This is a genomic window from Streptomyces sp. NPDC057249 (genome assembly GCF_042669245.1).
Taxonomy (GTDB): domain Bacteria; phylum Actinomycetota; class Actinomycetes; order Streptomycetales; family Streptomycetaceae; genus Streptomyces.
On sequence record NZ_JBHUXS010000025.1, the window covers coordinates 48,552 to 73,612 of the forward strand.

General features: G+C 73.7%; 24 protein-coding genes. 7 read left to right on the top strand and 17 right to left on the bottom strand.

Annotated features, from left to right (window positions below; genetic code table 11):
• Positions 1–9: 9 nt before the first annotated feature.
• The 15 genes from ACFUJY_RS32065 to ACFUJY_RS32135 all read right to left on the bottom strand — a co-directional run bounded on the left by ACFUJY_RS32065 (position 10) and on the right by ACFUJY_RS32135 (position 16,543).
• The gene (locus ACFUJY_RS32065) at positions 10–669 is read right to left on the bottom strand and encodes an MBL fold metallo-hydrolase (protein ID WP_383306132.1); all 660 of its coding nucleotides are present in this window, start codon (positions 667–669) and stop codon (positions 10–12) included.
• Between the two features lie 12 nt (positions 670–681).
• Positions 682–1,959 (bottom strand): alpha/beta fold hydrolase, encoded by a 1,278-nt coding sequence (locus tag ACFUJY_RS32070; protein WP_383306134.1) that lies wholly within the window; start codon positions 1,957–1,959, stop codon positions 682–684.
• 106 nt (positions 1,960–2,065) lie between these two features.
• Complete coding sequence (locus ACFUJY_RS32075; RefSeq protein WP_383306136.1) at positions 2,066–3,349, bottom strand: nucleotide sugar dehydrogenase; 1,284 nt, start codon at positions 3,347–3,349, stop codon at positions 2,066–2,068.
• Positions 3,346–4,551, bottom strand: a complete 1,206-nt coding sequence (locus ACFUJY_RS32080; RefSeq protein WP_383306138.1) for a hypothetical protein — start codon at positions 4,549–4,551, stop codon at positions 3,346–3,348. Before ACFUJY_RS32080 ends, ACFUJY_RS32075 begins: the two co-directional genes overlap by 4 nt.
• A 10-nt stretch (positions 4,552–4,561) precedes the next feature.
• Positions 4,562–6,496, bottom strand: a complete 1,935-nt coding sequence (locus ACFUJY_RS32085; RefSeq protein ID WP_383306140.1) for an MFS transporter — start codon at positions 6,494–6,496, stop codon at positions 4,562–4,564.
• A complete protein-coding gene (locus ACFUJY_RS32090) occupies positions 6,493–7,308 on the bottom strand; it encodes a class I fructose-bisphosphate aldolase (protein ID WP_383306142.1) in 816 nt (271 codons plus the stop codon). The genes ACFUJY_RS32085 and ACFUJY_RS32090 overlap by 4 nt, the downstream gene beginning before the upstream one ends.
• A 17-nt stretch (positions 7,309–7,325) precedes the next feature.
• Positions 7,326–8,375: a zinc-binding dehydrogenase gene (locus ACFUJY_RS32095; RefSeq protein WP_383306144.1), complete on the bottom strand. Its 1,050-nt coding sequence runs from the start codon at positions 8,373–8,375 to the stop codon at positions 7,326–7,328.
• Positions 8,372–9,112, bottom strand: coding sequence for a 5-deoxy-glucuronate isomerase (locus ACFUJY_RS32100; RefSeq protein ID WP_383306146.1), 741 nt, complete (start codon positions 9,110–9,112; stop codon positions 8,372–8,374). The genes ACFUJY_RS32095 and ACFUJY_RS32100 overlap by 4 nt, the downstream gene beginning before the upstream one ends.
• Positions 9,112–10,248, bottom strand: coding sequence for a hypothetical protein (locus tag ACFUJY_RS32105; protein ID WP_383306148.1), 1,137 nt, complete (start codon positions 10,246–10,248; stop codon positions 9,112–9,114). Before ACFUJY_RS32105 ends, ACFUJY_RS32100 begins: the two co-directional genes overlap by 1 nt.
• Complete coding sequence (locus tag ACFUJY_RS32110; RefSeq protein ID WP_383306150.1) at positions 10,245–11,342, bottom strand: Gfo/Idh/MocA family protein; 1,098 nt, start codon at positions 11,340–11,342, stop codon at positions 10,245–10,247. Before ACFUJY_RS32110 ends, ACFUJY_RS32105 begins: the two co-directional genes overlap by 4 nt.
• On the bottom strand, positions 11,335–12,468 hold the full coding sequence (locus tag ACFUJY_RS32115) for an N-acetylglucosamine-6-phosphate deacetylase (RefSeq protein WP_383306152.1): 1,134 nt from the start codon (positions 12,466–12,468) through the stop codon (positions 11,335–11,337). The genes ACFUJY_RS32110 and ACFUJY_RS32115 overlap by 8 nt, the downstream gene beginning before the upstream one ends.
• Complete coding sequence (locus ACFUJY_RS32120) at positions 12,465–13,568, bottom strand: glycosyltransferase family 4 protein (RefSeq protein WP_383306154.1); 1,104 nt, start codon at positions 13,566–13,568, stop codon at positions 12,465–12,467. The genes ACFUJY_RS32115 and ACFUJY_RS32120 overlap by 4 nt, the downstream gene beginning before the upstream one ends.
• Positions 13,569–13,579: 11 nt before the next feature.
• The gene (locus tag ACFUJY_RS32125) at positions 13,580–14,734 is read right to left on the bottom strand and encodes a glycosyltransferase family protein (protein WP_383306156.1); all 1,155 of its coding nucleotides are present in this window, start codon (positions 14,732–14,734) and stop codon (positions 13,580–13,582) included.
• A complete protein-coding gene (locus ACFUJY_RS32130) occupies positions 14,734–15,480 on the bottom strand; it encodes a polysaccharide deacetylase family protein (RefSeq protein ID WP_383306158.1) in 747 nt (248 codons plus the stop codon). The genes ACFUJY_RS32125 and ACFUJY_RS32130 overlap by 1 nt, the downstream gene beginning before the upstream one ends.
• 7 nt (positions 15,481–15,487) lie before the next feature.
• The gene (locus ACFUJY_RS32135; RefSeq protein ID WP_383306160.1) at positions 15,488–16,543 is read right to left on the bottom strand and encodes an NAD-dependent epimerase/dehydratase family protein; all 1,056 of its coding nucleotides are present in this window, start codon (positions 16,541–16,543) and stop codon (positions 15,488–15,490) included.
• Positions 16,544–16,769: 226 nt separating this feature from the next.
• Between ACFUJY_RS32135 and ACFUJY_RS32140 the strand changes: the two genes are divergently transcribed.
• The 6 genes from ACFUJY_RS32140 to ACFUJY_RS32165 all read left to right on the top strand — a co-directional run bounded on the left by ACFUJY_RS32140 (position 16,770) and on the right by ACFUJY_RS32165 (position 20,846).
• Complete coding sequence (locus ACFUJY_RS32140) at positions 16,770–17,666, top strand: inositol monophosphatase family protein (RefSeq protein WP_383306163.1); 897 nt, start codon at positions 16,770–16,772, stop codon at positions 17,664–17,666.
• A gap of 188 nt (positions 17,667–17,854) precedes the next feature.
• A complete protein-coding gene (locus tag ACFUJY_RS32145) occupies positions 17,855–18,439 on the top strand; it encodes an ArsR/SmtB family transcription factor (protein ID WP_383306165.1) in 585 nt (194 codons plus the stop codon).
• Positions 18,440–18,452: 13 nt separating this feature from the next.
• On the top strand, positions 18,453–18,662 hold the full coding sequence (locus ACFUJY_RS32150) for a hypothetical protein (protein WP_383306167.1): 210 nt from the start codon (positions 18,453–18,455) through the stop codon (positions 18,660–18,662).
• 136 nt (positions 18,663–18,798) lie between these two features.
• Positions 18,799–19,038 (top strand): hypothetical protein, encoded by a 240-nt coding sequence (locus ACFUJY_RS32155; RefSeq protein ID WP_383306169.1) that lies wholly within the window; start codon positions 18,799–18,801, stop codon positions 19,036–19,038.
• An 18-nt stretch (positions 19,039–19,056) separates the two neighbouring features.
• Entirely contained in the window at positions 19,057–19,524 is a 468-nt protein-coding gene (locus ACFUJY_RS32160) for a hypothetical protein (protein WP_383306171.1), read from the top strand.
• Between the two features lie 95 nt (positions 19,525–19,619).
• Positions 19,620–20,846 carry a metallophosphoesterase gene (locus tag ACFUJY_RS32165; protein ID WP_383306173.1) on the top strand — a complete coding sequence of 409 codons (1,227 nt, stop codon included), beginning with the start codon at positions 19,620–19,622 and terminating at the stop codon, positions 20,844–20,846.
• A gap of 95 nt (positions 20,847–20,941) precedes the next feature.
• Here ACFUJY_RS32165 and ACFUJY_RS32170 read toward each other — a convergent pair whose 3' ends face one another.
• The gene (locus ACFUJY_RS32170; protein WP_383306175.1) at positions 20,942–21,328 is read right to left on the bottom strand and encodes a nuclear transport factor 2 family protein; all 387 of its coding nucleotides are present in this window, start codon (positions 21,326–21,328) and stop codon (positions 20,942–20,944) included.
• A gap of 244 nt (positions 21,329–21,572) precedes the next feature.
• On the opposite strand from ACFUJY_RS32170, the gene ACFUJY_RS32175 reads away from it, so the two are divergent.
• Positions 21,573–24,734, top strand: a complete 3,162-nt coding sequence (locus tag ACFUJY_RS32175) for a BTAD domain-containing putative transcriptional regulator (RefSeq protein ID WP_383306184.1) — start codon at positions 21,573–21,575, stop codon at positions 24,732–24,734.
• 74 nt (positions 24,735–24,808) lie between these two features.
• Here the strand turns inward: ACFUJY_RS32175 and ACFUJY_RS32180 are convergent, their stop codons facing one another.
• Positions 24,809–25,003: a hypothetical protein gene (locus tag ACFUJY_RS32180; RefSeq protein ID WP_383306177.1), complete on the bottom strand. Its 195-nt coding sequence runs from the start codon at positions 25,001–25,003 to the stop codon at positions 24,809–24,811.
• Between the last annotated feature and the right edge of the window lie 58 nt (positions 25,004–25,061).

A 25,061-nucleotide genomic window follows, 5' to 3' on the forward strand; every position in this document is an offset into this window, starting at 1 on the left:
CGGCGGCCGTCACAGGCCCGTCGAGTCGCCCGGTGTCATCCGGCCGTGGTCGGAGCCGCCCAGCTCGCCGATCTGGCGGTCGTAGATCGGCCGGGCCAGGTCGGTGAGGAGCGCGTCGTGGATGTCGATCGCGCGGCGCGGCTTCACCTCGCGGACGTAGTCGATGACCTCGGAGATCTTGTTCCACGGAGCCATCACCGGCAGCAGCAGCGTGTCGACGGCCCGGCCGGGCACCGTCAGGGCGTCGCCGGGGTGGAAGACCTGACCGTCGGCGAGGAAGCCGATGTTGGTGACGCGCGGGATGTCCGGGTGGATCACCGCGTGCAGCTCCCCGTGCACCTCGATGTCGAATCCGGCGGCCGAGAAGGTGTCGCCGTGGCCGACCGTGTGGACGCGCCCCGGGAAGGCGGCGCCCAGTCGCTCCGCGACGCTGCGCAGGGTCCAGACCCGGGCCGCCGGGTCGGCTTCGAGACCGGCCCTGATCCGGCCCTCGTCGAAGTGGTCGGGGTGCTCGTGCGTCACGAGGATCGCCTCGGCACCGATCGCCGCGTCGCCCTCCGAGAAGCCGCCCGGGTCGATGACGAGCGTGCGCCCGTCCTTCTCCAGGCGGATGCAGGAGTGCGACTGCTTGGTCAGGGTCGGCGCGGCGTTCCCGGGGTGGCTGCTCATGACTCCATCCTGCTACGCGGGCGGCGTCGTTTCCGCCCGAATCACCGACTGCGCGATGGTGAAGGCGGCGCTCGCGGCCGGGACCCCGCAGTACACGGCCGTCTGCATCAGCACTTCGCGGATCTCGGTGGGCGTGAGGCCGTTGCGGAGAGCGGCCCTGGTGTGGGCGGCCAGGCTCTCCATCCGCCCGGAGGCGACGAGCGCGGTGAGCGTGACGGTGGAGCGGGTGCGCCGGTCCAGTCCCTCCCGGTTCCACACCTCTCCCCAGGCGTACCGGGTGACCAGTTCCTGGAAGTCCCCGGTGAAGTCGTCGGCGGCGGCCATGACCCCGTCCACCTGCGCGTCGCCCAGCACCTCGCGCCGCAGCCGCATGCCCGGCGGGTACGGGTCGGGGCGCCCGCCGGCCGCCGCCTCGGGGGCCGGTCCGGCGGGGGCGATCTCCGCGACGGGCTGGACGGGGGCGGAGAGCCGGGGCACGGAGTCGGGCATCGGGATGGCCGCCTGGGTGTCCTGCCAGGCGGTGGAGAAGTGGGTCAGCAGGAGATCGGTGACCGCCCCGGGCTGCTCGACGGGCGCCAGGTGCGAGGCCCCGGGCACCAGCGCGAGCCGGGCGTCCGGTATCCCGGCGACCAGGGTGCGCGCGTCCCCGGGCCCGGTCACCCGGTCCTCCGCCCCGACCACGACGAGGGTGGGGACGGGGATGCGGCTCAGTTCCGTACGGACGTCGAACGCGGCCAGGGCCTCGCAGGCGGCGATGTAGCACCCCGGGTCGGTGGTCCGCACCATCTGGACGGCCCACTCCACGATGGCGGGCTGCGCGGCGGCGTAGGCGGGCGTGAACCAGCGCTCGGGCGCGGTGCGCGCCATGGGCTCCAGGCCGTTCGTACGGACGATGACGCCGCGCTGCCGGAACTCGTCCGCGCTGCCGAACCGGGCCGAGGACGCCACCAGTGCGAGCGCGGCCACCCGGTGCGGGTGCCGCAGCGCCAGGTCCACGCCGATCGCCCCGCCGATGGAGCACCCCACGTACCCGAACCGCTGGACGCCGACCCCGTCGAGCGTCGCGAGCAGCCGGTCACCCAGCTCCGCCACGGCGGTCGCGGGCCGGGCGGGGGCGCCGCCGTGACCGGGGAGGTCGTACCGGAAGACTCTCCAGTGCCGGGTGAGCTCGGGTATCTGTCGGTCCCACATGTGCCAGGTGGTACCCAGTGAGGGGCCGATGACCAGGACCGGGGCGTCTTCCGGCCCGTCAAAGCGGTATTGCAGGGTGTTCGGCGGTGTATCACTCACGCCCCGCACCCTCTCATGTCTCACGAAATCCCACACAGCTGGGGGAAGGCGGCGGGCCCGGTGCGCCGCTTCCTTCACAGCATTCCGTGATCACCGTCACGCGGGACTACAGCCGCACCACGTTCGCTCCGGTCAGGGCGCCGTGTGTGTCGAAGACCAGGCGGGCCGCGGTCGGAAGTGCCAGGGACTCGTAGGCCGTGTGCGGCTGGAGCAGGACGGTGATGTCCGCCTTGGCGGCCTCTTCCTCCAGGTTCTCGGCGCGGTGGACCGTGGCGTCCGCCGGTGCCCAGGACGTGAGGTAGGGGTCGTGGTAGTAGAGGTGCGCGCCGCGCCGGGTGAGTGCGGACGCCAGGGCGTAGGCCGGGGACTCCCGGTCGTCCGCCACGTCGGGCTTGTACGTCACGCCGAGCAGGAGGACGCGGGCGCCGTCGACGTCCACGCCCGCTCCGGCGAGCGCGGTGGCGACGCGGTCGGCCACGTAGGCCGGCATGCCGTCGTTGATCTGCCGCGCGGCGGTGATCATGTGGAAGTCCCGGTCGGTCGCCTGCCGGGTGAGCCAGCCCAGGTAGTGCGGGTCCACGGGGATGCAGTGGCCGCCGACTCCGGGCCCCGGGGTGAACGTCTGGAAGCCGAAGGGCTTGGTGCCGGCGCACCGGATCACCTCCCACACATCGACGGAGAGGCGTTCGCAGACCTGGGCCAGCTCGTTGACGAGGGCGACGTTGACGTAGCGGTAGGTGTTCTCCAGCAGCTTGGACATCTCCGCCTCGCGGATGCCCGATGCCCGGACCACCTCGGGGGTGATCCGCCGGTAGAACGCGACGGCGAGATCGGCGCAGCGCTCGGTGAGGCCGCCGACGACCTTGGGGGTGTTGCGCACGTCGAAGCGCCGGTTTCCGGGGTCGATGCGCTCGGAGGAGAAGGCGAGGTGGAAGTCCGTGCCCGCGCGCAGCCCGCTCGTCTCCAGGATGGGCAGGACCAGGTCCTCGGTGGTTCCGGGGTAGGACGTGGACTCCAGGATCACCAGCGTGCCGGGGCTCAGACGGGGAGCGAGGTCGTGGGCCGCGCGCGTGATGCTGCCGGTGTCCGGGTCGCCCCGCCCGTCCAGCGGAGTGGGCACGCAGATCGCCACCACGTCGGCGTGCGCGGCGGCCGACGGATCGTCCGTGACGACGAGGCTCCGGTCGGCCAGGAGCGGTGCGAGCGTCTCGGACGGTATGTCGTCGATGTGCGAGTCGGCCCGGCGCAGGCGCGCGACGATCCCCGCGTCGATGTCCACGCCGGTCACCGTGAGGCTCGCGGCCGCGGCGGCGGCCAGCTGCAGTCCTACGTAGCCGAGGCCGAGAACGACGAGGCGCGGGGCGCGCTCGCCGGGCGTCGCCGCGCTCACCGCGTCGATCCCTCGTGCTGGAGCGCCCAGCGGCCGACGCGCGCGACGGTGGCGTCCCGTGCCGGCTGCCGGAGGTAGACGGTCAGGTCGCGGTGGATCTGTTCGATCACGGACGGGCGGACGAAACACCTCGACCCCAGGGCCTGTTCCACCAGCCGCATGGTCTGGAGGCAGGCGTCCTCGACGGTCAGCCGGGTCATGCCCAGGTACGCCGCGTACTCCTCCAGGCCCTCGGTGACGTCCTCGGTCACCGGAGTGCTCGTGTCGAAGGCCGGCCCGTTCTCCTCGGTGAGCAGGGCGGCCCGGTCGAGCCAGAGCCGGCCGCCTTCGAGCAGCCTGGCCGTCTCGGCGACGCGACCCAGCTGGACGTCGTCGGTGCCCCGCCGTCCGGACCGCAGGGCGGTGCGCAGCTCGGTCAGCAGCTGTTCCGCCGCGCCGAGCTGGGCGGCGGCGTAACGGGCGACTCCGGCGATCAGCCAGGGCTGGCGGTGGTAGTCCTCGGTCCCGCCGACCAGGCGGTCGGGCTTAATGACCGTGCCGGCGAACGAGATCCGTCCGCTCACCGAGCCGCGCATGCCCAGGACGTCCCACCAGGAGAGGTCGGTGCTGACCGTCTCGTCGGTCGTGTCGACGAGTACGAGCTGCCAGCCCTTCTCCTCGCCGTCGGCCACCAGGGTCGCGCCGACGAGGGCGACCGTGCACACGCCCGTCCCCGAGGCGAAGCTCTTGCCTCCGGTGAGGAGGTAGGTCCCGTCCGGGCGGGCGGTGAGCCGGGCCTTGTCCTGCTGGTCGTTGGTGTTCCACAGGCCGACGACGGCGCCGCTTGCGACGATCCCGCCGAGGATCGCCGGGGCGTCGGGGCCGGCGAACGCCTCGATGAGCTGGAGGGCGTTCGCATGGCCTTCCCAGATCCTGGCGGTGGAGAGCGAGCCCGCGCCGAGAATCCGGAGGACGTCGAGGTGCGCGCGTACGGCGCCGGGTGTGCGCGGGTCGCCGAGGCCGGAGCCGCCGAGCGCTTCGGGAAGCGTGGCGTGGAGCAGCTCCGATGCCCGCAGCGCCTCCATCGCCCCGGGTGGGCACAGGGTGTCCGGGGTGCCGGACCGCACCTCCTGGAGGGCGCCTTCGGCGATCTCCCCGGCAGCGTGCCGGAGGGACGGCCAGCGGGTGCCGCCGCCCTCGGGGGCAGGGGGGTTGGCTCTCATGTGTCTCCGTTCAGCGCGGGCCGGCGCCGTGCCGCGTCAGCCTCAGGACATCGATCTGGAAGGAGTTGCCGTGGAGGGTGTGCCGGCCTCGCGAGAGGGGTTCGAGGGCGGGGTGGGCGGCGAACGCCTCGTGTACCTCGGCGCCCGTGACCCGGTGGTCCGGGTGGTCGTGCGACCAGTGGACGAGCAGGAGGTCGGCGCCGGGCTTCATGGCGTCCACGACGGCCCGGACGGTGGTGTGCAGGTCACCGGGTGTCAGGTAGTAGCCGACCTCGGACATCGCGACCAGGTCGTACGTGCCGCCGAGAGCCGACCGGGGCGGCAGCAGGAGGTGGCGGACCGTGGCGTGGCCGAGGTGCGCCAGCCGCTCGGTGGCCTGTGCGACCGCGCCCTCGGACCCGTCGGCGGCGACCACGGAGCGTGCGATGCGGGCGAGTTCCTCGGTCAGCGCGCCGACGCCGCATCCCAGATCGAGGGCCTCGCCGTACCGTTCGCGCGGGAGGGCGGCGAGTGCGAGGGCGATCTTCTCGCGTTCGTAGGCGGAGGTCAGGGTGGACCAGGGGTCGTGCGCCTTGGCGTACGCCCGGTCGAAGTGGGCCATGTCCATGGAGTGCCGGGGGGTGTCGCCGTCCAGGGGGGTCGTCGGGCCGGCCGGGTGCTCCGGGGCGTCGTTCGGGTGCTCCGGGGCGTCGTTCGGGTCCGGCGGGCCGGCCGCCGGGGCGAGGGCCGTCCACGTCAGCGCGGCGGTCAGCAGGAAGGCGGCCGAGAGCGCGAGGGCGACCGGTTCGGCGCCGGCCCAGCCGATGAGGGCCCCGCCGAGTGCGACACCGGCCGGCGGCGACGCCTGGGACAGGAGCCGGTAGATGCTGTTCACCCGGCCGAGCACCCGGTCGGGGATCAGGGTGACGCGGTGCGCGTACATCGTCGAGAAGTACACCGGCACCATCAGCGAGAAGAGCGTCCAGGACCCGACCAGCGGGAGGAGGCCGGACCCGGCGGCGGCGAGTGCGGTGCCGGCGCCCCAGACCGCGGTCGCCAGGACCATCACCTTGCGGTGGTCCAGCCGGTCGCGCAGCACGGGCGTCAGCGCGGCGCCGGCGATCCCGCCGATGCCGCCGAGCGTGAAGACGAGGGACAGCCGCTCCGTGGCGACGTCGTCCACGGCGCCTCGGGTGAGCAGGATGAGCTGGATGGGGGCGAGCAGCCCGCACACCACGAAGTTGAGTCCCGCCAGCAGGCGCAGTTCCCGGTGGCGGACCAGGAAGGTGACGCCGGTGGCGAGCGCCTTGCGCACCGGCTCGACGGCCGCCGTGGCATCGCGTGGCTCCTGGAGGGGCCGGCGGATGCCGAGCAGCAGGGCGATCCCGGCCAGGAAGGTCATCGCGTCGAGCCCGTAGGTGAAGGCGGACCCTTCGAGCCGGGTGCCGCCCAGGCCGAGCAGGAGGCCGGCCACCAGCGGGCCCAGCAGTTGGGCCGCCGTACCGCCGCCCTCGGACAGGGAGGCCGCGCGGGGCAGTTGCCCGGCGCCCACCACGCGCGGGAAGGAGGAGTTGTCGGCGATGTCGAAGAACGTGAACGCGGCTCCGGTGACGACTGCGGCGACCAGCAGGTGCCGGAGTTCCAGGTCACCGGTGTACGCGGTGACCGCGACCGCGCCGAGGACCGCGAACCGGACGGCGTCGGCCACGATCATCGTCCGGCGCCGGTCCCAGCGGTCCACGAGCACGCCCGCGTGCAGCCCCAGCAGGAGATAGGGGATCTGCTGGGCGGCCAGGACCAGGCCCGTCCGCGCGGGTGACCCGGTGATCCCGAGCACCAGCACGGGCAGCGCGAAGTTGGTGACCGCGTTGCCGAGCTGCGAGATCATCTGGCCGATCCACAGCAGCAGGAAGTCGCGGTTGCGGAACAGCGACGGTGCGGTGGGCGCGCTCGTGGTGTCCGTCATGCGCGGGGTCCGGGGGCCGCGGCCGGGGCGTCGCCGGCGACGGCGCGGCGGACGCGCAGGGCGGTGCCGTACGGGTCGGGGCTGCCCCAGATCCCCCGGCCGACGGCGGCACCGGCGGCGCCGGCGGCGACAGCCCGGCCCACCCGGCCGACCAGCGCGTCCGGTCCGTCCGCGGTGCCGCCGGCGACGATCAGCGGGACGGTGGTGGCCGCGACGCAGCGGCGGACCACCTCCTCGTCGTCCGGGAGGCCGCTCTTGACGAGGTCCGCGCCCAGCTCCTCGGCGATGCGGCAGGCGTGGACATGGGCGTCCGTGCCGTTGCGGTCCAGGATGTCCGGCAGCGCGTAGACCGTGACGAGCAACGGCAGCCCCATCCGGTGCGCCTCCTCGGCGACGGTACTGACGACCTGGGCGTTGGCCAGCTCGCCGTCCGACCCGAGCTTGAACTCGGCGCACACCGCGTCGGCGCCGCTCGCCGCCGCCTGCTCGACGCTGTTGAGGAGCACGTGGTCCACGCCCCGGTCCAGGCGGCCGGTCACGCACAGGATCATCCCGAGGTCCCGGGTGTCGGTGTCGAGGACGGCCGGGACCAGGCCCGGACGGAGCATGACGGCGTGGAAGCCCGCCCGGCGGGCCACGTCGATCACGGACGACGCCGACTCCAGGCCGCCTCGCGGGCCGAAGGTGATCGCGTGGTCCAGCGGCAGGACGGTGGTGCGCCCGTCGGCCCCGAGAATCCTCCGGAGACGGAGCAGGTGGCCGGCCGCGGCCGGGGTCGGGCGCACGGACGGTGCGCCGAGGATGTGAGGCATGGTTCCTTCCGCAGGGCTCAGGTGTGCGGTTCGATGTGCGGTTCGATGACGAGGGAGACGCAGTGCGGGTCCGCCGAGACGGCCGGCGCGCGCGGGGCGTCGGCGAGGCCGAGGCGGTGGGTGAGGATGCCGTCGAGCGTGACCTCGCCGGAGGCCAGCAGATCGACGGCCCGGCCGAAGCGGCCCGGTGCGTAGTGGTAGCTGCCCACCAGACGCAGCCCCTCGTAGTGCAACTGGTTGACCGGGAGGGGCACGGTCGTGCCGGGTGGGTAGCCGCTGAACGCGACGATCCGGGCGCCGGGGGCCGCGAGGCGGAAGGCCGTCGCGAGGGCGGCCGGGTCGCCCGACATCTCCAGCACGACCGGCGCCTTCGGCACCTCCTCGTCGGTGAGCACGGCGAGCCGTGCGCCGAGGACCGCCGTCGCGCCGAGGCGTTCGGCCAGCGCGGCCCGCTCCGGTCGGCGGGCCACGCAGGTCACCCGGCGCGCGCCGGCCCGTCGGCTCGCCTGGACGGCCATCAGGGCCAGCGCGCCGGTACCGAGCACGACGACGTCGTCGCCCTCCCGCACGCGGCCCCGGTCGAGGGCTTCCAGGACACAGGCCAGCAGTTCGGCGTGGACGGCCGTGGCGAAGGGGAGGGTGTCGGGGAGGACGGCGACCGCTGCCGGGGAGGTGCGGACGCGGACCGTCCGGGCGAGGCCGCCGGGCTCCGGGGGAGCGGTGTGCGGGCACAGCGCCTGGAGCCCGCGGGCGCAGGTGTCGCAGGTACCGCACGGCGGATGGGGATCGACGACCACACGGTCGCCCGGCTGGGCGGGCGCGTCGCCGCCCGCGTCGGTGACGACGCCCGCGACGAGGCTGCCGAGGACGCGGGGCGGGCGGATCTTCGGGTGCCCGATGGTCACCGCCCGGCGCAACGCCGCTCCGAAGTGGGCGGCGCGCACCTCGATGACGAGGTCACCGGGCTGCTCGGCCTGCGGGGCCGGCAGGTCCACGAGGCGCAGTTCGCCCCGCGCGGTCCACTCGACCGCGCGCGTGGTCGGGAGCCGGGTGGGGGCGGCCGTCATGGCGTGCCCTCGATCCAGGCGTGCCGCGCGTCGGTCCGGAACCGGGCCGTGGGTTCCTGGCCCCACAGCGCCCAGAGGTAGTACAGCTCGTGGCCGCCGGCACAGGCGAACGAGTGGAAGCCCTCGACGCCGTCCACGATGTCGCCGTCGTGCACCACGCGGGCGTTCTCCGGCCGGGTGTCGTCGGGGTAGTCGAGGAACACGGCGAATCCGGTCGGCGGCTCGACCCGTACGTGGAAGACCTCGGCGTGCCGGGTCTCGTCGGGGCTGTCGTCCTTCGCGTGCCGGTGCGGCGGGTAGCTGGACCAGACGCCCCCGCGGCTGAAGGTCTCCCCCACGACGAGGTGCGGGCCGGTGCCCCGGCCGGTCACGATGTCGTGGACCTCGCGGGCCCAGTGTCCCCTGCCCCGGCTCTCCACGGCGACGTCGTCGGGCCGGACGAGGGCGCTCTCCTCGCCCTTGTCGGCCGACGGTGCCGACACCACCGCCACCTGTGCCGCGCCCGCGCCGATCAGGTCGACGCGGCGGCCGGCCGGGACGATGACGGCGGACGCGCGGCCGTCGAACACGTCGGCGCGACCACCGAGTTCGGTGCGCCGGGTGCCGGTGGGAGCGGTCTGTTCGACGACGACCCGCCCGCGCTGGACGACGACGACGTGCTCGCGGTCGGCGGCGCCGACGGTGAGCCGGTCGCCGTCCCCCAGGTCCTCGATGGACATCGTCGGTGTGCCGGACATCATGCCTCCTGCGGGTGCGGTCGGTGGTCGGCGGCGCCGCGGGCCAGCGCCAGGTCGAGGACGGGGCGCAGCACTTCGGCGTCGGTGGCGAGCTCCGCGTGGCTCCTGGCCGGGAAGAGCCCGCCCGGTATCAGCGTCCGGACGGCCTCGCGGCGCACCAGCTCGCCCGCCGTGGCCAGGCCGTCCGTGACCGGCCGTACGGGGTGGGGCCCGGCCGTGCGGGCGAGCCAGTAGCCGGCCGCCCACAGGGACCACAGGGCCTGGGGCGGGACCAGCGCCATGGCCGCGTGCACGGCGTCGGTCGCCAGGTGTCCGAGGTCCGCGTGGTAGCCGTCGAGCATGGCCGGCAGGTCGAACCCGAACAGTTGGGGGCAGGTCTCGACGTAGGCCTTGTGCCATTCCATCGCGGCGGTCCCCGGCGCGTGCAGCACTCCGTCCGGTGACCGCCGGCTGTAGGCCCAGAGCCGGGCCTCGCGCAGGAAGGCGACCGTGTCGTACCGGCCGATGGTGTCGTCGGTGGCGAACCAGGGTGTGGGGAGGCGTTCGACGTGGCAGACGGCGGCACGGCGGCCCTGGCCGTCGTTGCCGATGGCGCTGCGGACCGGCAGGTGCTCGACGAGGTTGGGCACCGAGAGCAGCAGTTCCTCCCGCTGCTCGACGAAGAACTTGCGGAGCACGTTGTCGTCCGGCTCCAGGGGGTCCTCCCAGGCGGACGCACGGTCCACGAAGCCCTCGACGAGCCTGCGCGGCATGACCATGGCCTGGCACGGCGTGTACTGGGGGATCGCCGTGGCGACCCGGCGCCCCTCCAGTGCGGCGAGGCGGACGACGGTGCCGTTGCGGCTGCCCCAGTCGGTGAACAGGGAGACGGCGCGGTCGGGGTGGGTGCGGGTGAGCGTCTCGATGTGGGCGGTGAAGTCCGCGGTCAGGACGATGTCGTCCTGGAGCACCACGTGGTGCGTGACCTGGGGGTCCATCGCGGCCCAGGCCCGCACGGCGGTGCGGAGCGTCGCCGGGACGCCCCACGGCTCCGGGTCCAGGACGACGGTGCACTTCTGCGGGGCGAGTTGCTCGGCCACCGCCTGGGCCAGACGGCTGCGGGTCGGGTGGGCCATGATGGCGTAGGAGATGCTCACAGGGTTCCTCGCAGGTACCGCACGGCGTCGGTGCGGGAGATGTCGATGGGGCGGCCGCCCCTGCTGGAGCGGGTGATCGCCTCGCCCACCGTGACGGCGACGGCCGCGTGCGCGACGTTGCCCGTGCCGGGGTTCCACGGGGCGAAGCGGTGGCTCAGCATCCGGGCGTCGGCGCCGCCGTGCCGGCCCGCCTCGACCGGGATGCGGGGGTTGGCGGGCGGCTCGCCGGTCGGCAGGACGCGGACGAGGTGTTCGGCGCCGGGGGGCGCCTTGGCGTCCCACTCGGCCTCGATCCGGCCTCCGGTGCCCTGGATCTGGAGCGAGCATCCCTCCCGGTCGGCGCGTCCGACCAGCGTGTACATCGCGAGTCCGCCGCCCGCGTAGCGGACCGCGGCCGAAACGGTGTCGTCGATGTCGGCGTCCGCGAACTCCCCTTCAAGGCCGTAGTGTTCGCGGGATGCGCTGCCCATGACCTGGACGGGCACATCGGCCATCCACCAGGTGAGCAGATCAAGGTGGTGGCAGCTCTTGGTGATCTCCAGGCCGCCGGAGCGGTCGCGGCGGCGGTGCCAGCGCCGGAAGTAGGACTCGCCGTGACCGGGCAGCAGGAAGTAGGTCATCGAGACGCTGGTGACGCGTCCGACCCGCCCGGCGTCGATGGCGTCCTTGACCGCGCGGTGCAAGGCGTGGAAGCGCAGGTTGTGCCCGACGACGACCCGTGCGGCCGAGGCGCGGACCGCGCGCAGGACGCGGGAGACGTCGTCGCCGCCGATACCGAGCGGCTTCTCGCAGAACACGTCCACCGTGTGGCACAGGGCCGTCTCGATCTGGGCGGCGTGCACATGGTCCGGGCTGGCGAGGATCACCAGATCCGGCCGCGTCCGTCCGAGCAGGCCCGCCAGGTCGTCCGCGTACTGGGCCGCGTCCGGCCGCCCGGCGGAGTCCAGGAAGCGCGCGCGGGCCTCCGCGTCGGGGTCGAGCACCGCGACGAGGTCGGTGCGGCCGTCCTCGGCGGTGAACAGCGGCAGGAAGGTGGTCAGGGCGCGCCGGCCGAGGCCGAGCAGGGCGACGCGGTCGGGGCGTGGGTCAGACAACGCGCTCACCGTCCTCGACGACGCCCGCGACGGTCAGGTCCGGGCGGAGCAGGACGAAGGTCGCCGGGCCTCCCTCGACGACCTGGCCCGTGCCCGGTGCCAGTCCGGCCACGCGGGCCGGGGTGGTGGTCGCCATGCGGACGGCGTCGGTCAGGCCGATGCCCGCGCCGCGCACGGCGAAGCGCAGGATGTCCACGAGGAAGGAGGTGCTTCCGCAGTAGGTGCGGCCGTCCGAGGACCGGGCGACACCGTCGCGTACCGTCGCCGTGCCGCCGGCCAGCGTGAACGAGGCGCCGTCGGGCAGCCCCGCGCCGGGAGAGGCGTCCGAGACGAGGCACAGCCGGTCCGGGCCCAGGCACCGGTAGGCGATCCGGGTCAGTTCGGCGGTCAGGTGGCGGCCGTCCGCGATCGCCTCGGCCGTAAGGGTGTCGGAGGAGAGGACGGCCTCCAGCAGTCCGGGCCGGCGCTCCGGGCCGTCCTGCGTGAGCCGGGAATGGCCGCTCCACAGGTGGGCGACATGGCTCAGCCCCGCCGCCGCCGCCTTGGCCAGGTCCTCGGGTGTCGCCGCCGTGTGGCCGGCCGACGCGGTCGCACCGGCGTCCACGCAGGCGGACAGCAGCGCCTCGGCACCGGGGAGTTCGGGGGCGAAGGTGATGATCCGCATCCCGTCGAGGTCGTCCGCGGGCGGAGGCAGCGGCGCCGGTACGCGGGCCCGGATGAGTTCCGCCGCGTGGGCGCCGCGGAACTCCGGGGCCAGGAAGGGGCCTTCCAGGTGGAGGCCGGCGATGCCGGGGGTCCGATCGGCGAGGAGACGGCGGCCGGTGGCGAGGGCCGCCGCCATGGTGTCCTCGGTGGCGGTGGCGAGTGTGGGGAGCAGAGTGGTGGTGCCGCGCCGCAGGTGTGCGGCACGGACGGCCCGCCAGGTGTCCGGGTGCGGGGTGTCGAATCCGGCGCCCCCGGCGCCGTGGCAGTGGATGTCCACGAGGCCGGGGATGATCAGGAGGTCCGTTCCGCCCTTCGGTGCCGGGGCGACCTCGGCGACCCGGCCGCCGTGGACGGCGATGACGGCGTCCCGCGCGGCGGAGCCGGTGACGAGCCTGCCGCGCACCGTGCGCGTCCCGGTCATGCGCCGCGCGCCGTTCGGTCGAAGATCTCCGCGTAGCGCGTGGCCTGGAGGGTGACGTCGTAGTCCGCGGCCCGCTCCTTCGCACGCGCGGCCAGGGCCTCGCGCCGGGCGGGGTCGCCGGCCAGGTCGCCGAGCCGCGCGGCCAGTGCGGCCGGGTCGTCGGCCGGGAAGTAGACGGCCGCGTCGCCCGCGACCTCGCGGTGGGGTGCGATGTCGGACAGGACGAGGGGCAGACCGCACGCCATGGCCTCGAGGACGGAGATCGGCATGCCCTCGAACCGGCTTGCGGAGACGAAGACCTGGCCGGCGGCGACCAGTGGCACCACTTGGTCGCGCCGCCACACCGCGCCGTACCAGTCCACCGCGTCGGCGATGCCCAGGGTCCGGGCGGCGCGGTGCAGGCCGATCAGTTCGGGGCCGTCACCGATCATCCGCAGTCGCAGCCCGGACCACCGCTCGTGTGCCGTGGCGAACCCGTCGAGCAGTGTGGCGTGGTTCTTGTGCGGATAGAGGCTCGCGAGGGAGACGACGGACAGCTCCTCCGGTTCGGCCGGCCCGTCGTGCGTCGCGGTGAGGCGGCCGATCCGCTCGATCTCGACCCCGTTGGGCACGACGACCACCTTGGCCGGGTCCATGCCGACCTCGTCCACGCAGAACCTGCGGACGGCCTCGGACACGGCGACGACGGTGTGCACCGACCGCGACCAGAACCGGTCCGCCCGGTTGATCAGCGCCGTGCGCTTGTGGCTGTAGACGGAGTGGCAGGTCACCACCGTGGGGCGGTCCCGCAGCGCGGCCCGCACCAGCGGGTGGATGCGCCCGTCGCCGAAGTTCACATGCACCACGCGGCCCTCGGTCAGGGTGCGCAGCGCACGGAGGCGGGCGGTGGTCGAGCCGGACAGGGCGACGACGTCCACCCGCTCGTCCAGCTCCGTCAGCAACGCGTTCCGTTTGCCCGCGTAGAGGACGATCACCCGGACCGGGAGGCCGCGCCCGACGAGTTCGTTGGCGAGCGAGGTGACCACCCGTTCCAGACCGCCCACGGTGAAGTACCGGACGACCACCGCGACGCCCGGTCCGGCCGGCCCCGCTGACGACATGCCGCTCCCACTCATCCGACCAGCCCTTCCAGGATTCCGGCGTAGCGCCGGGCGCCGCCGAGGAGGTGCGGCACCCGCGGTGCGAGCGGTGCGGCGAGCCCTTCGCCGACCAAGGCGTCGAGTGCGCCGTCGAGCACCTCGCGCAGTCCCGCCGTACGGACCAGACCGCGCTGCCGGAGGAGTCCGGCGTGGATCGACTGCTCCGACTCGCGGAGCTGACGCGGGATGAGGATCGCGTTGGCCCCCACGCTCAGCACCTCGCTGACCATGTTCGAGCCGGCCGCCCCGATGAACAGGTCCGCGCCCTTCATGGCCTGCGGCAGCTCCTCGTCGTAGACGACCACACGGACGCCCTCCAGGTCCTTCACCTGCTCCCGCACCTCGCGCAGCGTGTCCTGTTCGAGGTAAGGGCCGGTGACGAGCACCGCGCGGTCGTACGCCCGCCGGTTCACCCGCAGGGCCCGCGCGATCGCGGACCAGATGTGTCCCGCCCCCTGGCCGCCGCCCATGCTCGCCACCACGACCCGCTCGCCGGCATCCCAGCCGCGGCGCTCACGGGCCCCGGCCCGGGTGAGCGGCGACGGCTCGGCGAGGTAGCCGGTGTAGCGGATGCGGTCGGACAGCTGGGCCGGTACGTCGTAGTGCTCCTCCAGCCGGAAGACCTCGGAGGGCGCGTGCACGGTGATCAGGTCGTAGGTCCGCGCGATGTGGTCGGCGACCTCGCCGAGGAAGTACTCGCGGTTGGTCTTGGCCCGGTCGAACAGGACGCCGCGCAGCGTGAGCACCGCGGTCCTGAACGCCCGTTCGCCGAGGGCCGGGGCGAGCTCCGACTCGGCCCCGCTGGGCAGGTGGTTGACGAGGAAGACGTCCGGTGCGTAGTGGCGCAGGAACACCTGCGCCAGCTCGCCCCGGGCGGCGAAGAACTCCTTCTCCGGGAACCCGAGGCGTGAGCTGAAGCGCCATCCCCGGGGGTCGTCGAAGTTGGCGAAGGAGGGCAGCTTCACCACATCGACCGCGTCGGGAAGCATCCCGAGACCGCGGTACGCGCCGGTGAGGCCCGCGAAGCGGACGTCCGGTGACATGTCGAGGAGCGCGGAGGCGATCTTGGCGGACTCCGCCGTGTGGCCGAGGCTGCGGCCGTTGTGCCAGTACATGGTGACGCGCATCAGGAACTCCTCACGTTCGTGGACCTGTTGGCGTCCTCCGGTTCGACGCACGCCGCCAGTGCCCGCACGACCTCGGTGCCGAACGCGTCGACGTCCCACTCGGGCCGCACCTGGAGCCGGCGCATCGCGAGCGGGTGGGCGGGATGCGGCCAGGACCCGCCGTCCGTGACGAAGGCGTGCCGGTAGAAGCGGCCGACGACCTCGCGTACGGCCTGGTCCGACTTGCCGAACGGGTAGCAGAAGGTGGCCGGCCGGTGGCCGGTCGCGGATTCGATCGCGCGGAGGTCGAGGTCGATCTCGGCTTCCAGCTCCTCCCGCGGCAGGCCGGTCAGTCGCGGGTGGGTGTAGGAGTGGCCCGCTATCGCGTGTCCCGCCGCCAGCCAGTCCCGTACGTCCCCCGCCGACGCGAACTCCTGTGAGGCGTGCGGGATGTGGTCCGGCAGGGTGGCCGGGTCGAGGTAGCTGCCGCAGACGGCCATCACCGCGGACAGGCCGCGTTCGTCCAGCAGCGGCCGGACCGTGGTGACGGTGTTGAGGTAGCCGTCGTCGAAGGTCAGCAGGACACCCGGCGAAGGCGCCTGTCGCGTGTGCTCCGGCTCGGCGGCGGCGAGCGCCCGGTCGGGAGTGAGCACCGGTATGCCGTTGTCGCCGAGCCAGTCGAGCTGGCGGCGGAAGGAATCCTCCGGCACGGACATCGGGTGGTCGATGCGCGCGTCCACGAGGTGGTACATGAGCGGGACGAACATGCCTGCCTCAGAGGGTGGACGCGGCCGTGAACCACGGCACGGTGGCGGCGATGCCGGTGCGGAGGTCGCGGACGGGGCGGTAGCCGAGCGTCGCGGACGCGTACGTCAGGTCCGCTACGGAGGCCGCGACGTCATGCGGCCGGCCGGGTCCGAACGCGGGTGGCGGTGTCTCCCGGCCGGACAGGGCGCCGGCCTCCTCCCGGATGGCGTCCGCGAGTTGGAGCAGGGTCGTGGACGTGCCGCACCCGACGTTGACCGCGGCGAACTCCAGTTCGACACGGGCCGCGAGAAGGTTGGCCTCCACGATGTTGTCGACATGGGTGAAGTCCCGCACGGACGATCCGTCACCGTTGACCGGGACGGGCTCGCCGCGCAGGGTGGCCGCCACCCATCGGGGGACCACCGCGGAGTACGGGCCCTCGGGGTTCTGCCTGCTGCCGAACACGTTGAAGTAGCGCAGGCAGACCGTCGCCGCACCGGTCATCTTCGCGTAGGCGGCGGCATACCCCTCCAGTGCCTGCTTGCTGGCGGCGTAGGGGGACAGCGGCCGGCCGACCGACGGCTCGACGCGCACGTCTCCGGGCGCGTCGCCGTACACCGAGCTGGAGCTCGCGCAGACGATCCGCCGCACGCCCGCCGCGCGGGCCGCCTCCAGCAGCCGGACGGTGCCGAGCACGTTGACCTGTGTCACGAGGTCCGGTTGGCGCACGGAGCGGGGCACGGAGTTCACGGCCGCCTGGTGGAGGACGACACCGACGCCCTCGACCGAGTCGGCGCAGGCCCGCGGGTCGAGCAGGTCGCCCTCGACCAGGCGGAACCTGCTCCAGGCCGCCGGGCCGACCTCCCGCTCGACATCGGCCAGATTGCGCCGGGTCCCGGTGGAGAAGTCGTCGAGGCCGACCACCCGGTGGCCGTCGCCCAGGAGGCGCGCGACCAGGTGTGAGCCGATGAATCCGGCGGCCCCGGTGACCAGCCAGCCGTCCCGTCCGGGCGGCCCGGCGGCCCGGTCGAGGTCGTCCCCGGTCTCGTCCGTCAGGTGGTGCACGTGCGTCTCGACCCCCATGTGTGCCCCGGCGAAATGCGCCGGTTCCTTACTGGATGCCCCCTGCGGGAGCGCTCCCATAGCGCCAGAGGCTATAGGCGGTCCGAGCGTGCGTCTAGAGATGACGGAGATCCAACTCGACTTGCCGCTGGGCGAGTTGATGATCATCCAGGGCATCCCCGGTGCTGCGGCTTTCCTGGCGGGGGTGGGTGGTGCCGGACGCCGGAGGTGTCTACAGTGCGGGCCCATGCGAACCCCTTGGGTGGATGATCTGCGCCTGGCGCTCGAGTTGGCGGACCTGGCGGACGGCGAGACGATGCGAGCCTTCGCCGGGCAGGGCGCGCGCTCCGCGGAGGTCAAGGCGGACGGCACTCCCGTCACCGAGGCCGAACGGGAGATCGAGCACCGGATGCGCGCCAGGCTCGCCTCCGAACGGCCCGGTGACACGGTGCTCGGCGAGGAGACGGGCGGGGACTCCGGCGACCGGTGCTGGATCGTCGATCCGGTGGACGGGACCTCCGGGTTCATCCGCGGTTCGGTGGTCTGGGCGTCCCTGATCGGACTGCGTGTGGACGGCTCCGTCGTCGTCGGCGTCGTCTCCGCGCCCGCCCTGGGCAGGCGTTGGTACGCGAGCATGGGCGGCGGGGCGTGGGTCCGTGACCTGACCGGGCGCGACGAGGGCCCCGACCGGCGGCTGCGCGTGTCCGGCGTGGCAAGCCTCGAAGCGGCCCACCTGTCCTTTTCCAGCCCGTGGAGCTGGGCGGAACACGGCCGGTTCCACGGCGCCATCGACCTCACGCGCCAGGTGCGCCGCACACGGGGTTACGGGGATTTCTACTCGCACGTCCTCGTCGCCGAGGGGGCGGTGGACATCTCGTGCGAGGCCCACATCGCCCCCTGGGACATCGCCGCCCTCCAGCCCGTCGTCGAGGAGGCCGGGGGCCGGTTCACCGACTTGACGGGCCGGCGCCATCCGGCGGGCCACGACCTGCTCGTGAGCAACGGGGTGCTGCACGAGCGGGTACTGGACGTACTCGACGGCGAGACCGACCCCCTCCCCCTGGCCATCCAGCGCTCGGCACCGAACCTCGGACGCCGGGCGGTACGCGCCACCGAGGAGGCGCTCCCCCTGGATCACGCCTGACCGACGGGGCGAGATCCCACTGACGGCGCTCGCCGGCGCGCTGCCGGCGTGGCCGGGCAACGGCGTCGGCGCCCCGGACGGCCGGACTCCCGCCGCCGCCGGCCGTAGGGCGCTCCTCCGTCACACACCCGCCCACTAGTTGCAAAGAAAGCCTTGCAAAGGAAGCTTTGCAAGGCTACTTTGGCGTCATGGAAGAAGAGCCGAGCGGACAGATCCGCACTCTCGACGCCCGCTCGCTGCGTGGGCTCGCCCATCCGCTGCGCATGCGGCTGCTGGACGCGCTGCGCTTCGACGGACCGGCCACCGCTTCCCAGCTCGCCGCGAAACTGGGCGAGTCGAGCGGGGCCACCAGCTATCACCTGCGGCAGCTCGCGGCGCACGGCTTCATCAAGGACGCCCCCGAGCACGGCAAGGGGCGGGAGCGCTGGTGGCAGGCGGTGAGTCAGGGGCTGACCTTCGACGACTCACTGCTCACCCACTCCAGCCCGGAGGTGCGCGGGGCCGCCGAGATGTATCTCCACGAGGTCGCGATGACCCAGGCCCGGGACCTGTCGACCTGGCTCGGCGACCGCACCGCCTGGCCCGAGGAGTGGCAGCGCACCTGGGACATGAGCAGCGCGACCCTGCGGCTGACGCCCGAGCTCGCCGGGGAGCTCATCGGGAAGATGCACGCGCTGGTCGACGAGTACCGCGACCGGATCGCCGACGAGGACGAGGACGACAGCACGCGTGTGCGCGTCCACACCCATGCGTTCCCCCTCACCACCGAGTAAAGGAGAACCACCGATGCATCCCCACGACCACCTCGCCCTGCACCACATCCGCGCCGCCGAACTCCACGCCGAGGCAGACACGTACCGCCTCACCCGGCCCGCCCGGGCCCCCCGGCCCCTGCGCACCGCCCTCGGGCGGACCCTGATCGCGGCCGGCCTCCGTCTGACCGCCGCGTCCTCCCCCGCCCCGTCCCGGCCCGCCGCCGCCCTCGCCCGGGGCTGACGGCGTCGGCACGACGGACTGCCGGTCGACCGCCGCGCCGACTGCCGTCCGGCGCACGGTCGGACCCCTAGCGTTCCGCACATGTGAGCGGCCGCGTCCGAGCGGCCGGACCATGTCCGCAGCCAAGGGAGTCCCCATGAAGAAGAACCCGTCCCGGACCGCGGCGGCCACCGCCGCCGCGGCCCTCGTCGCCGCCGGTGTCCTGGTGGCCGGCTCGGCCACGGCCACCGCCGCCCCCGTCGAGCGCGTGACCTCGCCGGAACAGTTGAAGGCGAGCATCCAGCTGGCCGCCGAGCGGGAGTCCGGGGCGCCCCTGGGCACCGACCCGACCGGCTACATCACGCAGAACGGCGCGGCCTCCCGCGCCGCCTGCTGACACGAGGGGCCGAGGACCGTGGACAAGGACAAGTCCCCGACGAGCTGGTGTCCCAGCGGTGACGCGCACGCACCCGAGGCGGTCGTCCTGGGTGTGCGGTCCGGGCCGGAGGGCCGGGTCGCCTATCTGGCCGACCCGGTGCCCGCCTCCCAGGTGCTGGGCGAGGTGCCCGAGGGCATCGACCCCCGGCGCATCCTGCGGTTCGCCTCGCACTGCGTCAGCGGCTGCGCCAACCGGCGGGGCGACGACTGCGCCCTCGTGGAGCGGGTGGTCGCCGCCACGCCGAAGGTGGTCGAGGCGGCCGTGCCGCGCTGCCATCTGCGGACGACGTGCCAGTGGTGGACGCAGAGCGGTGTCGAGGCGTGCCGGCGCTGCCCGGCGGTCGCGACCCGCCATCTGGCCGACGACGAACTCGCCGGGCTGATCGCGGACCCCTCGACCACCCGCGAGCAGCTGGACGCCTGGATCGCCGCCGGGGCCGGCTGACCGTCCGGCCGCCGGACAGTGGTGGCCGTCTCCGGGTCCCCGGGGGCGACCGGGTACAGTGCCCGGCGGCATTCCGGCCGCCCGAGGAGGGAAACGTGACCGACACCAGCGAGGCCCGGTCCGCGGACGGCAAGGCGGCGACGCCGCCGAGCCGGGTGCGGCGCCTGATGCGTTACGTCCCCCTGATCGCCCCGGTCCTGCTGTGGGCGGTGCCGTGCTGGGTGCTGCTGTACACCGGACAGCGCTGGCCGCTCCCGGTCACCGTGGGCGGCACCTGTCTCTTCGTGCTCGGCCTCGTCACCATGCCGGTCGCGATGGTGCGGGGGCACGGCAGGCGGCAGCAGGACCGGGCGGCGATCGTCGGGGACGGCCTGCTCGGGTCCATCTGGGTGCTGTTCACCTGGTCCGTGCTGCTCGGCGTCCTGCTGCGGCTCGCCCTGACCGTGGCCGGGGCCGGCGACGGGCAGGACCGGGCCAGGATCGTCACCTGGTCGGTGCTCGCGGCCGCCGCCGTCCTCCTCGGCTGGGGATACGCGGAGGCGCGCCGGGTGCCGAGGGTGCGCCGGGTCGAGGTGCGGCTGCCGCGCCTCGGGACCGGCCTGGACGGGACGCGGGTCGCCCTCATCACCGACACGCACTACGGACCGCTGGACCGGGCCCGCTGGTCGGAGCGGGTGTGCGCGGAGGTCGACGCGCTGGAGGCGGACCTGGTCTGCCACACCGGCGACATCGCGGACGGCACCGCCGAGCGCCGCCGCGCCCAGGCCGCGCCGCTCGGCACGGTGCGCGCCGCCCACGCCCGCGTCTACGTCACCGGGAACCACGAGTACTACAGCGAGGCGCAGGGCTGGGTGGACCTGATGGACGAGCTGGGCTGGCAGCCGCTGCGCAACCGCCACATCCTGCTCGAACGCGGCGGCGACACCCTCGTGGTCGCCGGCGTGGACGACGTCACCGCCGAGTCCTCCGGCCTGGCCGGTCACCGCGCGCACCTCGCCGGGGCGCTGGACGGCGCCGATCCGGACCTGCCGGTCCTGCTCCTGGCCCACCAGCCGAAGTTCATCGACCGGGCCGCCGAGGGCGGCGTCGACCTCCAGCTGTCGGGCCACACCCACGGCGGCCAGATCTGGCCCTTCCACTACCTGGTCCGCCTCGACCAGCCGGCCGTCGCCGGGCTGAGCCGCCACGGCGACCGCACACAGCTCTACACCAGCCGGGGCACCGGGTTCTGGGGCCCGCCGTTCCGGGTCTTCGCGCCCAGCGAGATCACCCTGCTGGTGCTGCGCTCACCGGAGGGACCGGCCGGCACCGCCGCGCCCTGATCCGGAGGGGAGGTCCGGAGCCGTACCGGCCGACGTCGGTGACCCGTGGTGCTCCTCCCCCGTGGAGGCGCCCCGCGCTCGGCGGACGGGGCCGGTCAGGGCAACGCGTGGTAGTAGCGGGTGCAGGACTCCACCATGCCGTCCTCGGCGATACGGAAGAGGTCCACGAAGCGCACGCACGTGTCATCGGCGCCCGGAGCGAACCGGCGGCCCGCGGCCACCACGTTCCGGGCGTGCGCGACGACGTGGTCGATCTCGTGGCGGGCCGGGGACCCGAGGGCGTGCAGGAACGCGGTACGGCCGTGGGCCGTCGGGGCGCCGGGCAGCTCCAGGGCGACGTGGTCGTGCAGCAGGGAGGCGCACGCGTCGAGGTCGCCGGCGTCAAGGTATGCGTAGACGAGTCGGACGTGGTCGGTTCCCGCGGCGGTGACCAGGTCGCCCCCGATGGACGGGGCGCCGCTCGTCCAGGCGTCGGTGTGCATGTGGACGCCTCCTTTCTCCTTCGCCCGGCACTCTTCCGGGCCGCGCCAACCCCCGCCTATCGCGCCGCTATTCGCCGGCCGGTCACGCTGGGCATGCAGGATGGACAAATGCGTGAGGATTGTGAAAACTTCGGGGACGTTGATCCCGGAGTATCAACGCGCTTACGAGCTGGGGGTCTCGGTGGCCGAGGGTACGACGCACACGGTCCAGGATGCCCCCGGCGCGGCGAGACCGCCCTTCCAATTGCTGGGCCCGCTCCAGGTCCGCGGCAAGGACGGTCCGCTGCGGGTGCCGCCCGGGCGCCAGGAGGTCATCCTGGCCGCGTTACTGCTCGAAGCAAACCGGGTGGTCAGCACGCATTACCTGGTGGACCTCATCTGGGAGGACAACCCGCCGGAGACCGCCCGCACCCAGGTGCAGATATGCGTCTCCCGGCTGCGGAAGCTCCTGGCCGGCGCGGACAGCACGGTGTCGATATCGACCCGCCCGCCGGGATACGTCCTGCACGTGGACACCGGGGACGTGGACTCGCTGCTCTTCACCGGCCTGGTCGCGATGGCGAGGCGGCAGCGCGACGAGGGCGAGTCCGAGAAGGCGGTGGCGCTCCTGAAATCCGCCGTGGCGCTGTGGCAGGGGGACTCGCTGACCGGCCTGGACAGCGGCCCGCTCGCCAACAAGGCGCGCCAGCTCGACGAGGAGCGGCTGAGCGCCGTCGAGCTGCGGATGCAGTTGGAACTGGAGCTGGGCCGGCACGACCGGCTGGTCGGTGAGCTGCAACTCCTCACCCACGAGAACCCGTTGCGGGAACGGCTGCGCGGCCAGCTGATGTGCGCCCTGTACTGGTCGGGCCGGCAGGCGGAGGCGCTGGAGGCGTTCCGGGACGGGCGCCGCATCCTCGACCGGGAGCTGGGGCTCGAACCGGGCCGGGAGCTGCGCCGGCTGGAGGCGGCGATCCTCGCCGGCGAACTGCCTCCGCCGGTACGGGGGCAGGCGCCCCGGTCCGCGGCCGGCCGTTCCGCGTCGGGCGCGGTCGCCGCCGGGACCGCCGCGTCCCCGCAGCGGTCCGACGGCACCGGGCGCACCGTGCCCCGTACCGACGCCGATGGCGACGGCACCGCCCGTCCTGAGCCGGGCCGTACCGGCCCGGGCCGCCCCGACACCGGAACCGGCATCGGCACGGGCACCCCGGGCGTGCGGTCGGTGGCCGGGGCAGGCCAGGACTTCCCGGCCGCCCCCGCCTCCCTCGCCTCCCCCGCCGAACCGCAGCCGCACGACGTCCGGCCGCAGCAGCTCCCCGCCGCGACCTCGGACTTCGTGGCCGACGAGAACCAGCTCGCCGCGCTGGAGAAGGCTCTGACCGGAGGCCGGGAACGCAGGGCGGTCGGCCTGGCCGTGATCACCGGGAAGCCGGGCACCGGCAAGTCGACGCTCGCCGTGCATCTCGCGCACCGGCTCGCGGAGACCGGGTTCCCGGACGGCCAGTTGTACTGCGATCTGCGCGGCACCGGCACCCCGGCCACCACCGCGGAGGTGCTGGGCCGCTTCCTGCGGGCCCTGGGCATCCCGGGCCAGCTGATCCCGGACTCGCTGGACGAGCGGGCGGAGATGTACCGCACCCGGCTCGCCTCGCGCCGCCTCCTGGTAGTCCTGGACGACGCCGCGTCGGAGAGCCAGGTGCAGCCGCTGCTGCCGGGGAGCCGGGACTGCGCGGTCCTGGTCACCAGCCGGGCCCGGCTGACCGCCCTGCCGGGCGCGCACCGCGTGGAGCTGGACGTCCTGGACGAGGAACGGGCGCTGAAGCTGCTGTCCCGGATCATCGGGGAGGAGCGCGTCGAGGGCGAGGCCGCGTCGGCCGAGGCTCTGGTGCGTACGGTGGGACGGCTGCCGTTGGCACTGCGGATCGTGGCCGCCCGGCTCGCCGCCCGCCCGCACTGGACGCTCGCGTCGATGGTGCACCGGCTGGCCAACGAGCGGCACCGGCTGGACGAGCTGGCGCACGGCGAGATGACGATGCGCGCCAGTCTTTCGCTGACGTACAACGGTCTGGCGCCCGAGGACCGGGGGCTGCTGCGGCTGCTGTCCATGGCACGCACCCCGACGCTGCCGGGCTGGCTGGCGGGCGCGCTGCTGGACGACGACCGCCCCGTGCCGTCGGACCTGCTGGAGCCGCTGGTCGACATGCAGATGCTGGATGTCGTCGGGGTGGAACGGACCGGCGGCTACCGGTACCAGTTCCACGAGATCATCCGCGTCTACGCGCGCGAGCAGCTGGCCTCGCAGGACGCGCCGGAGCTGCGCCGGGACGCGCTCGTCCGGATGGCGGGCGGCTGGATGTATCTGGCCCAGGAGGCCCACCGCAAGGTGTATGGAGGCGATTTCACCGTGCTGCACGGTGACGCCCCGCGCTGGGCGCCTCCCCCGTCGTGCACGAGCGACCTGCTCGCGGGCGATCCGCTGGCCTGGTTCGACGCGGAGCAGGGGGCCCTGTGCGGGATGGTGGAGCACGCCGCCGACGAGGGCCTGCACGACGTCAGCTGGAACCTGGCGACGACCCTGGTCACGCTGTTCGAGGTCCGGGGCCATTACGACCTGTGGGAGCAGACCCACGTACGGGCGCTGGCCGCCGTGCGCAAGGCGGGCAATCTGCGCGGTACCGCCGCCGTCCGGGCCTCGCTGGGTTCGCTGTACATGAGCCGCAACGAGTTCGACATGGCGCGGCAGGCGCTGAGTTCGGCACTCGACGTCTTCCAGGCACTGGACGAGCCGCAGGGCGAGGCGCTGTGCCGCCGCGACATGGCGCTGATCGCGCGGACCAGCGGGGAGGACGACACCGCGCTCGATCTGTACGAACGGTCCCTGGCGGACTTCGACCAGGCCGGTGACGTGGTCGGGCGGGCGATCGTGCTGACACAGAGCGCGCACATCCGGATGCGCCGGGGTGACATGGACCTGGCGCAGGCGCAGTTGGACGAGGCGCTGGAGATATACGACGGGGTGGGTTACCTCGGCGGCCGGGCACGGACCTTGCGCCGGGTGGGCCAACTTCTCCTGGAGCGGGGCGAGCTGGATCTCGCGGTGCTGACGTTCACGGAGGTCCTGGAGCTGTGCCGGGATTCCGGCGACGTGATCGGCGAGGGGCATCTGCTGCGGGACCTCGGTCAGGCGTTCGTGCTGATGGGGCGGCCCGACCGGGCGAGGTACTTCTTCGACCGGGCCGTCGCGGCCCGGGAGCGGATCATGGATTTCGGCGGTGGCGCTCTGGCCCGCCTGGATCTGGCGCGGCTGCTGGGCGAGGAGGAGCCGGGGCGTTCCCGGGAACTGCTGGCCCCCGCGGTGGAGGTCTTCACGAGCCGGGGCATGAAGCGGGAACTGGCCGAGTCCCGGCGGTTGTTGGGCACGGGCTGAGTCCTGCGGGCGGCTGATCGGCGCCGGCGGGGCCTCGCGGTCCGAGGGCGGGGCGCGGGAGGCGCCCGGCGGGGTCAGTCCCAGGGGTTGTTGTCGGTGGAGCCGGTGGGGCCCGGGGTGGGGGTGCTGCTGGTGCCGGTCGGCTGGGTGCCGGTGCCGGACGTGTCGTCGGCCCAGCCGGCCTGGACGCCGATGCCGGTGACGATCACGACCGCGACGGTGGCGAAGGCGGCGCGGAGGGCGGTGCGGGCGGTGGTGTTCCTGTTCATCGGACTGTCCCTTCGTCGGTGTTCCGTTTCCTTCTGGACACCACGTTAGGAACGGGCG

Bases quoted from the DNA above. Each gene is read 5' to 3' on its own strand.
- ACFUJY_RS32065 (WP_383306132.1), bottom strand. From the start codon at position 669: ATGAGCAGCCACCCCGGGAACGCCGCGCCGACCCTGACCAAGCAGTCG.
- ACFUJY_RS32080 (WP_383306138.1), bottom strand. From the start codon at position 4,551: ATGAGAGCCAACCCCCCTGCCCCCGAGGGCGGCGGCACCCGCTGGCCG.
- ACFUJY_RS32085 (WP_383306140.1), bottom strand. From the start codon at position 6,496: ATGACGGACACCACGAGCGCGCCCACCGCACCGTCGCTGTTCCGCAAC.
- ACFUJY_RS32090 (WP_383306142.1), bottom strand. From the start codon at position 7,308: ATGCCTCACATCCTCGGCGCACCGTCCGTGCGCCCGACCCCGGCCGCG.
- ACFUJY_RS32095 (WP_383306144.1), bottom strand. From the start codon at position 8,375: ATGACGGCCGCCCCCACCCGGCTCCCGACCACGCGCGCGGTCGAGTGG.
- ACFUJY_RS32100 (WP_383306146.1), bottom strand. From the start codon at position 9,112: ATGTCCGGCACACCGACGATGTCCATCGAGGACCTGGGGGACGGCGAC.
- ACFUJY_RS32115 (WP_383306152.1), bottom strand. From the start codon at position 12,468: ATGACCGGGACGCGCACGGTGCGCGGCAGGCTCGTCACCGGCTCCGCC.
- ACFUJY_RS32120 (WP_383306154.1), bottom strand. From the start codon at position 13,568: ATGTCGTCAGCGGGGCCGGCCGGACCGGGCGTCGCGGTGGTCGTCCGG.
- ACFUJY_RS32125 (WP_383306156.1), bottom strand. From the start codon at position 14,734: ATGCGCGTCACCATGTACTGGCACAACGGCCGCAGCCTCGGCCACACG.
- ACFUJY_RS32130 (WP_383306158.1), bottom strand. From the start codon at position 15,480: ATGTTCGTCCCGCTCATGTACCACCTCGTGGACGCGCGCATCGACCAC.
- ACFUJY_RS32135 (WP_383306160.1), bottom strand. From the start codon at position 16,543: ATGGGGGTCGAGACGCACGTGCACCACCTGACGGACGAGACCGGGGAC.
- ACFUJY_RS32140 (WP_383306163.1), top strand. From the start codon at position 16,770: ATGCGAACCCCTTGGGTGGATGATCTGCGCCTGGCGCTCGAGTTGGCG.
- ACFUJY_RS32145 (WP_383306165.1), top strand. From the start codon at position 17,855: ATGGAAGAAGAGCCGAGCGGACAGATCCGCACTCTCGACGCCCGCTCG.
- ACFUJY_RS32150 (WP_383306167.1), top strand. From the start codon at position 18,453: ATGCATCCCCACGACCACCTCGCCCTGCACCACATCCGCGCCGCCGAA.
- ACFUJY_RS32155 (WP_383306169.1), top strand. From the start codon at position 18,799: ATGAAGAAGAACCCGTCCCGGACCGCGGCGGCCACCGCCGCCGCGGCC.
- ACFUJY_RS32170 (WP_383306175.1), bottom strand. From the start codon at position 21,328: ATGCACACCGACGCCTGGACGAGCGGCGCCCCGTCCATCGGGGGCGAC.
- ACFUJY_RS32180 (WP_383306177.1), bottom strand. From the start codon at position 25,003: ATGAACAGGAACACCACCGCCCGCACCGCCCTCCGCGCCGCCTTCGCC.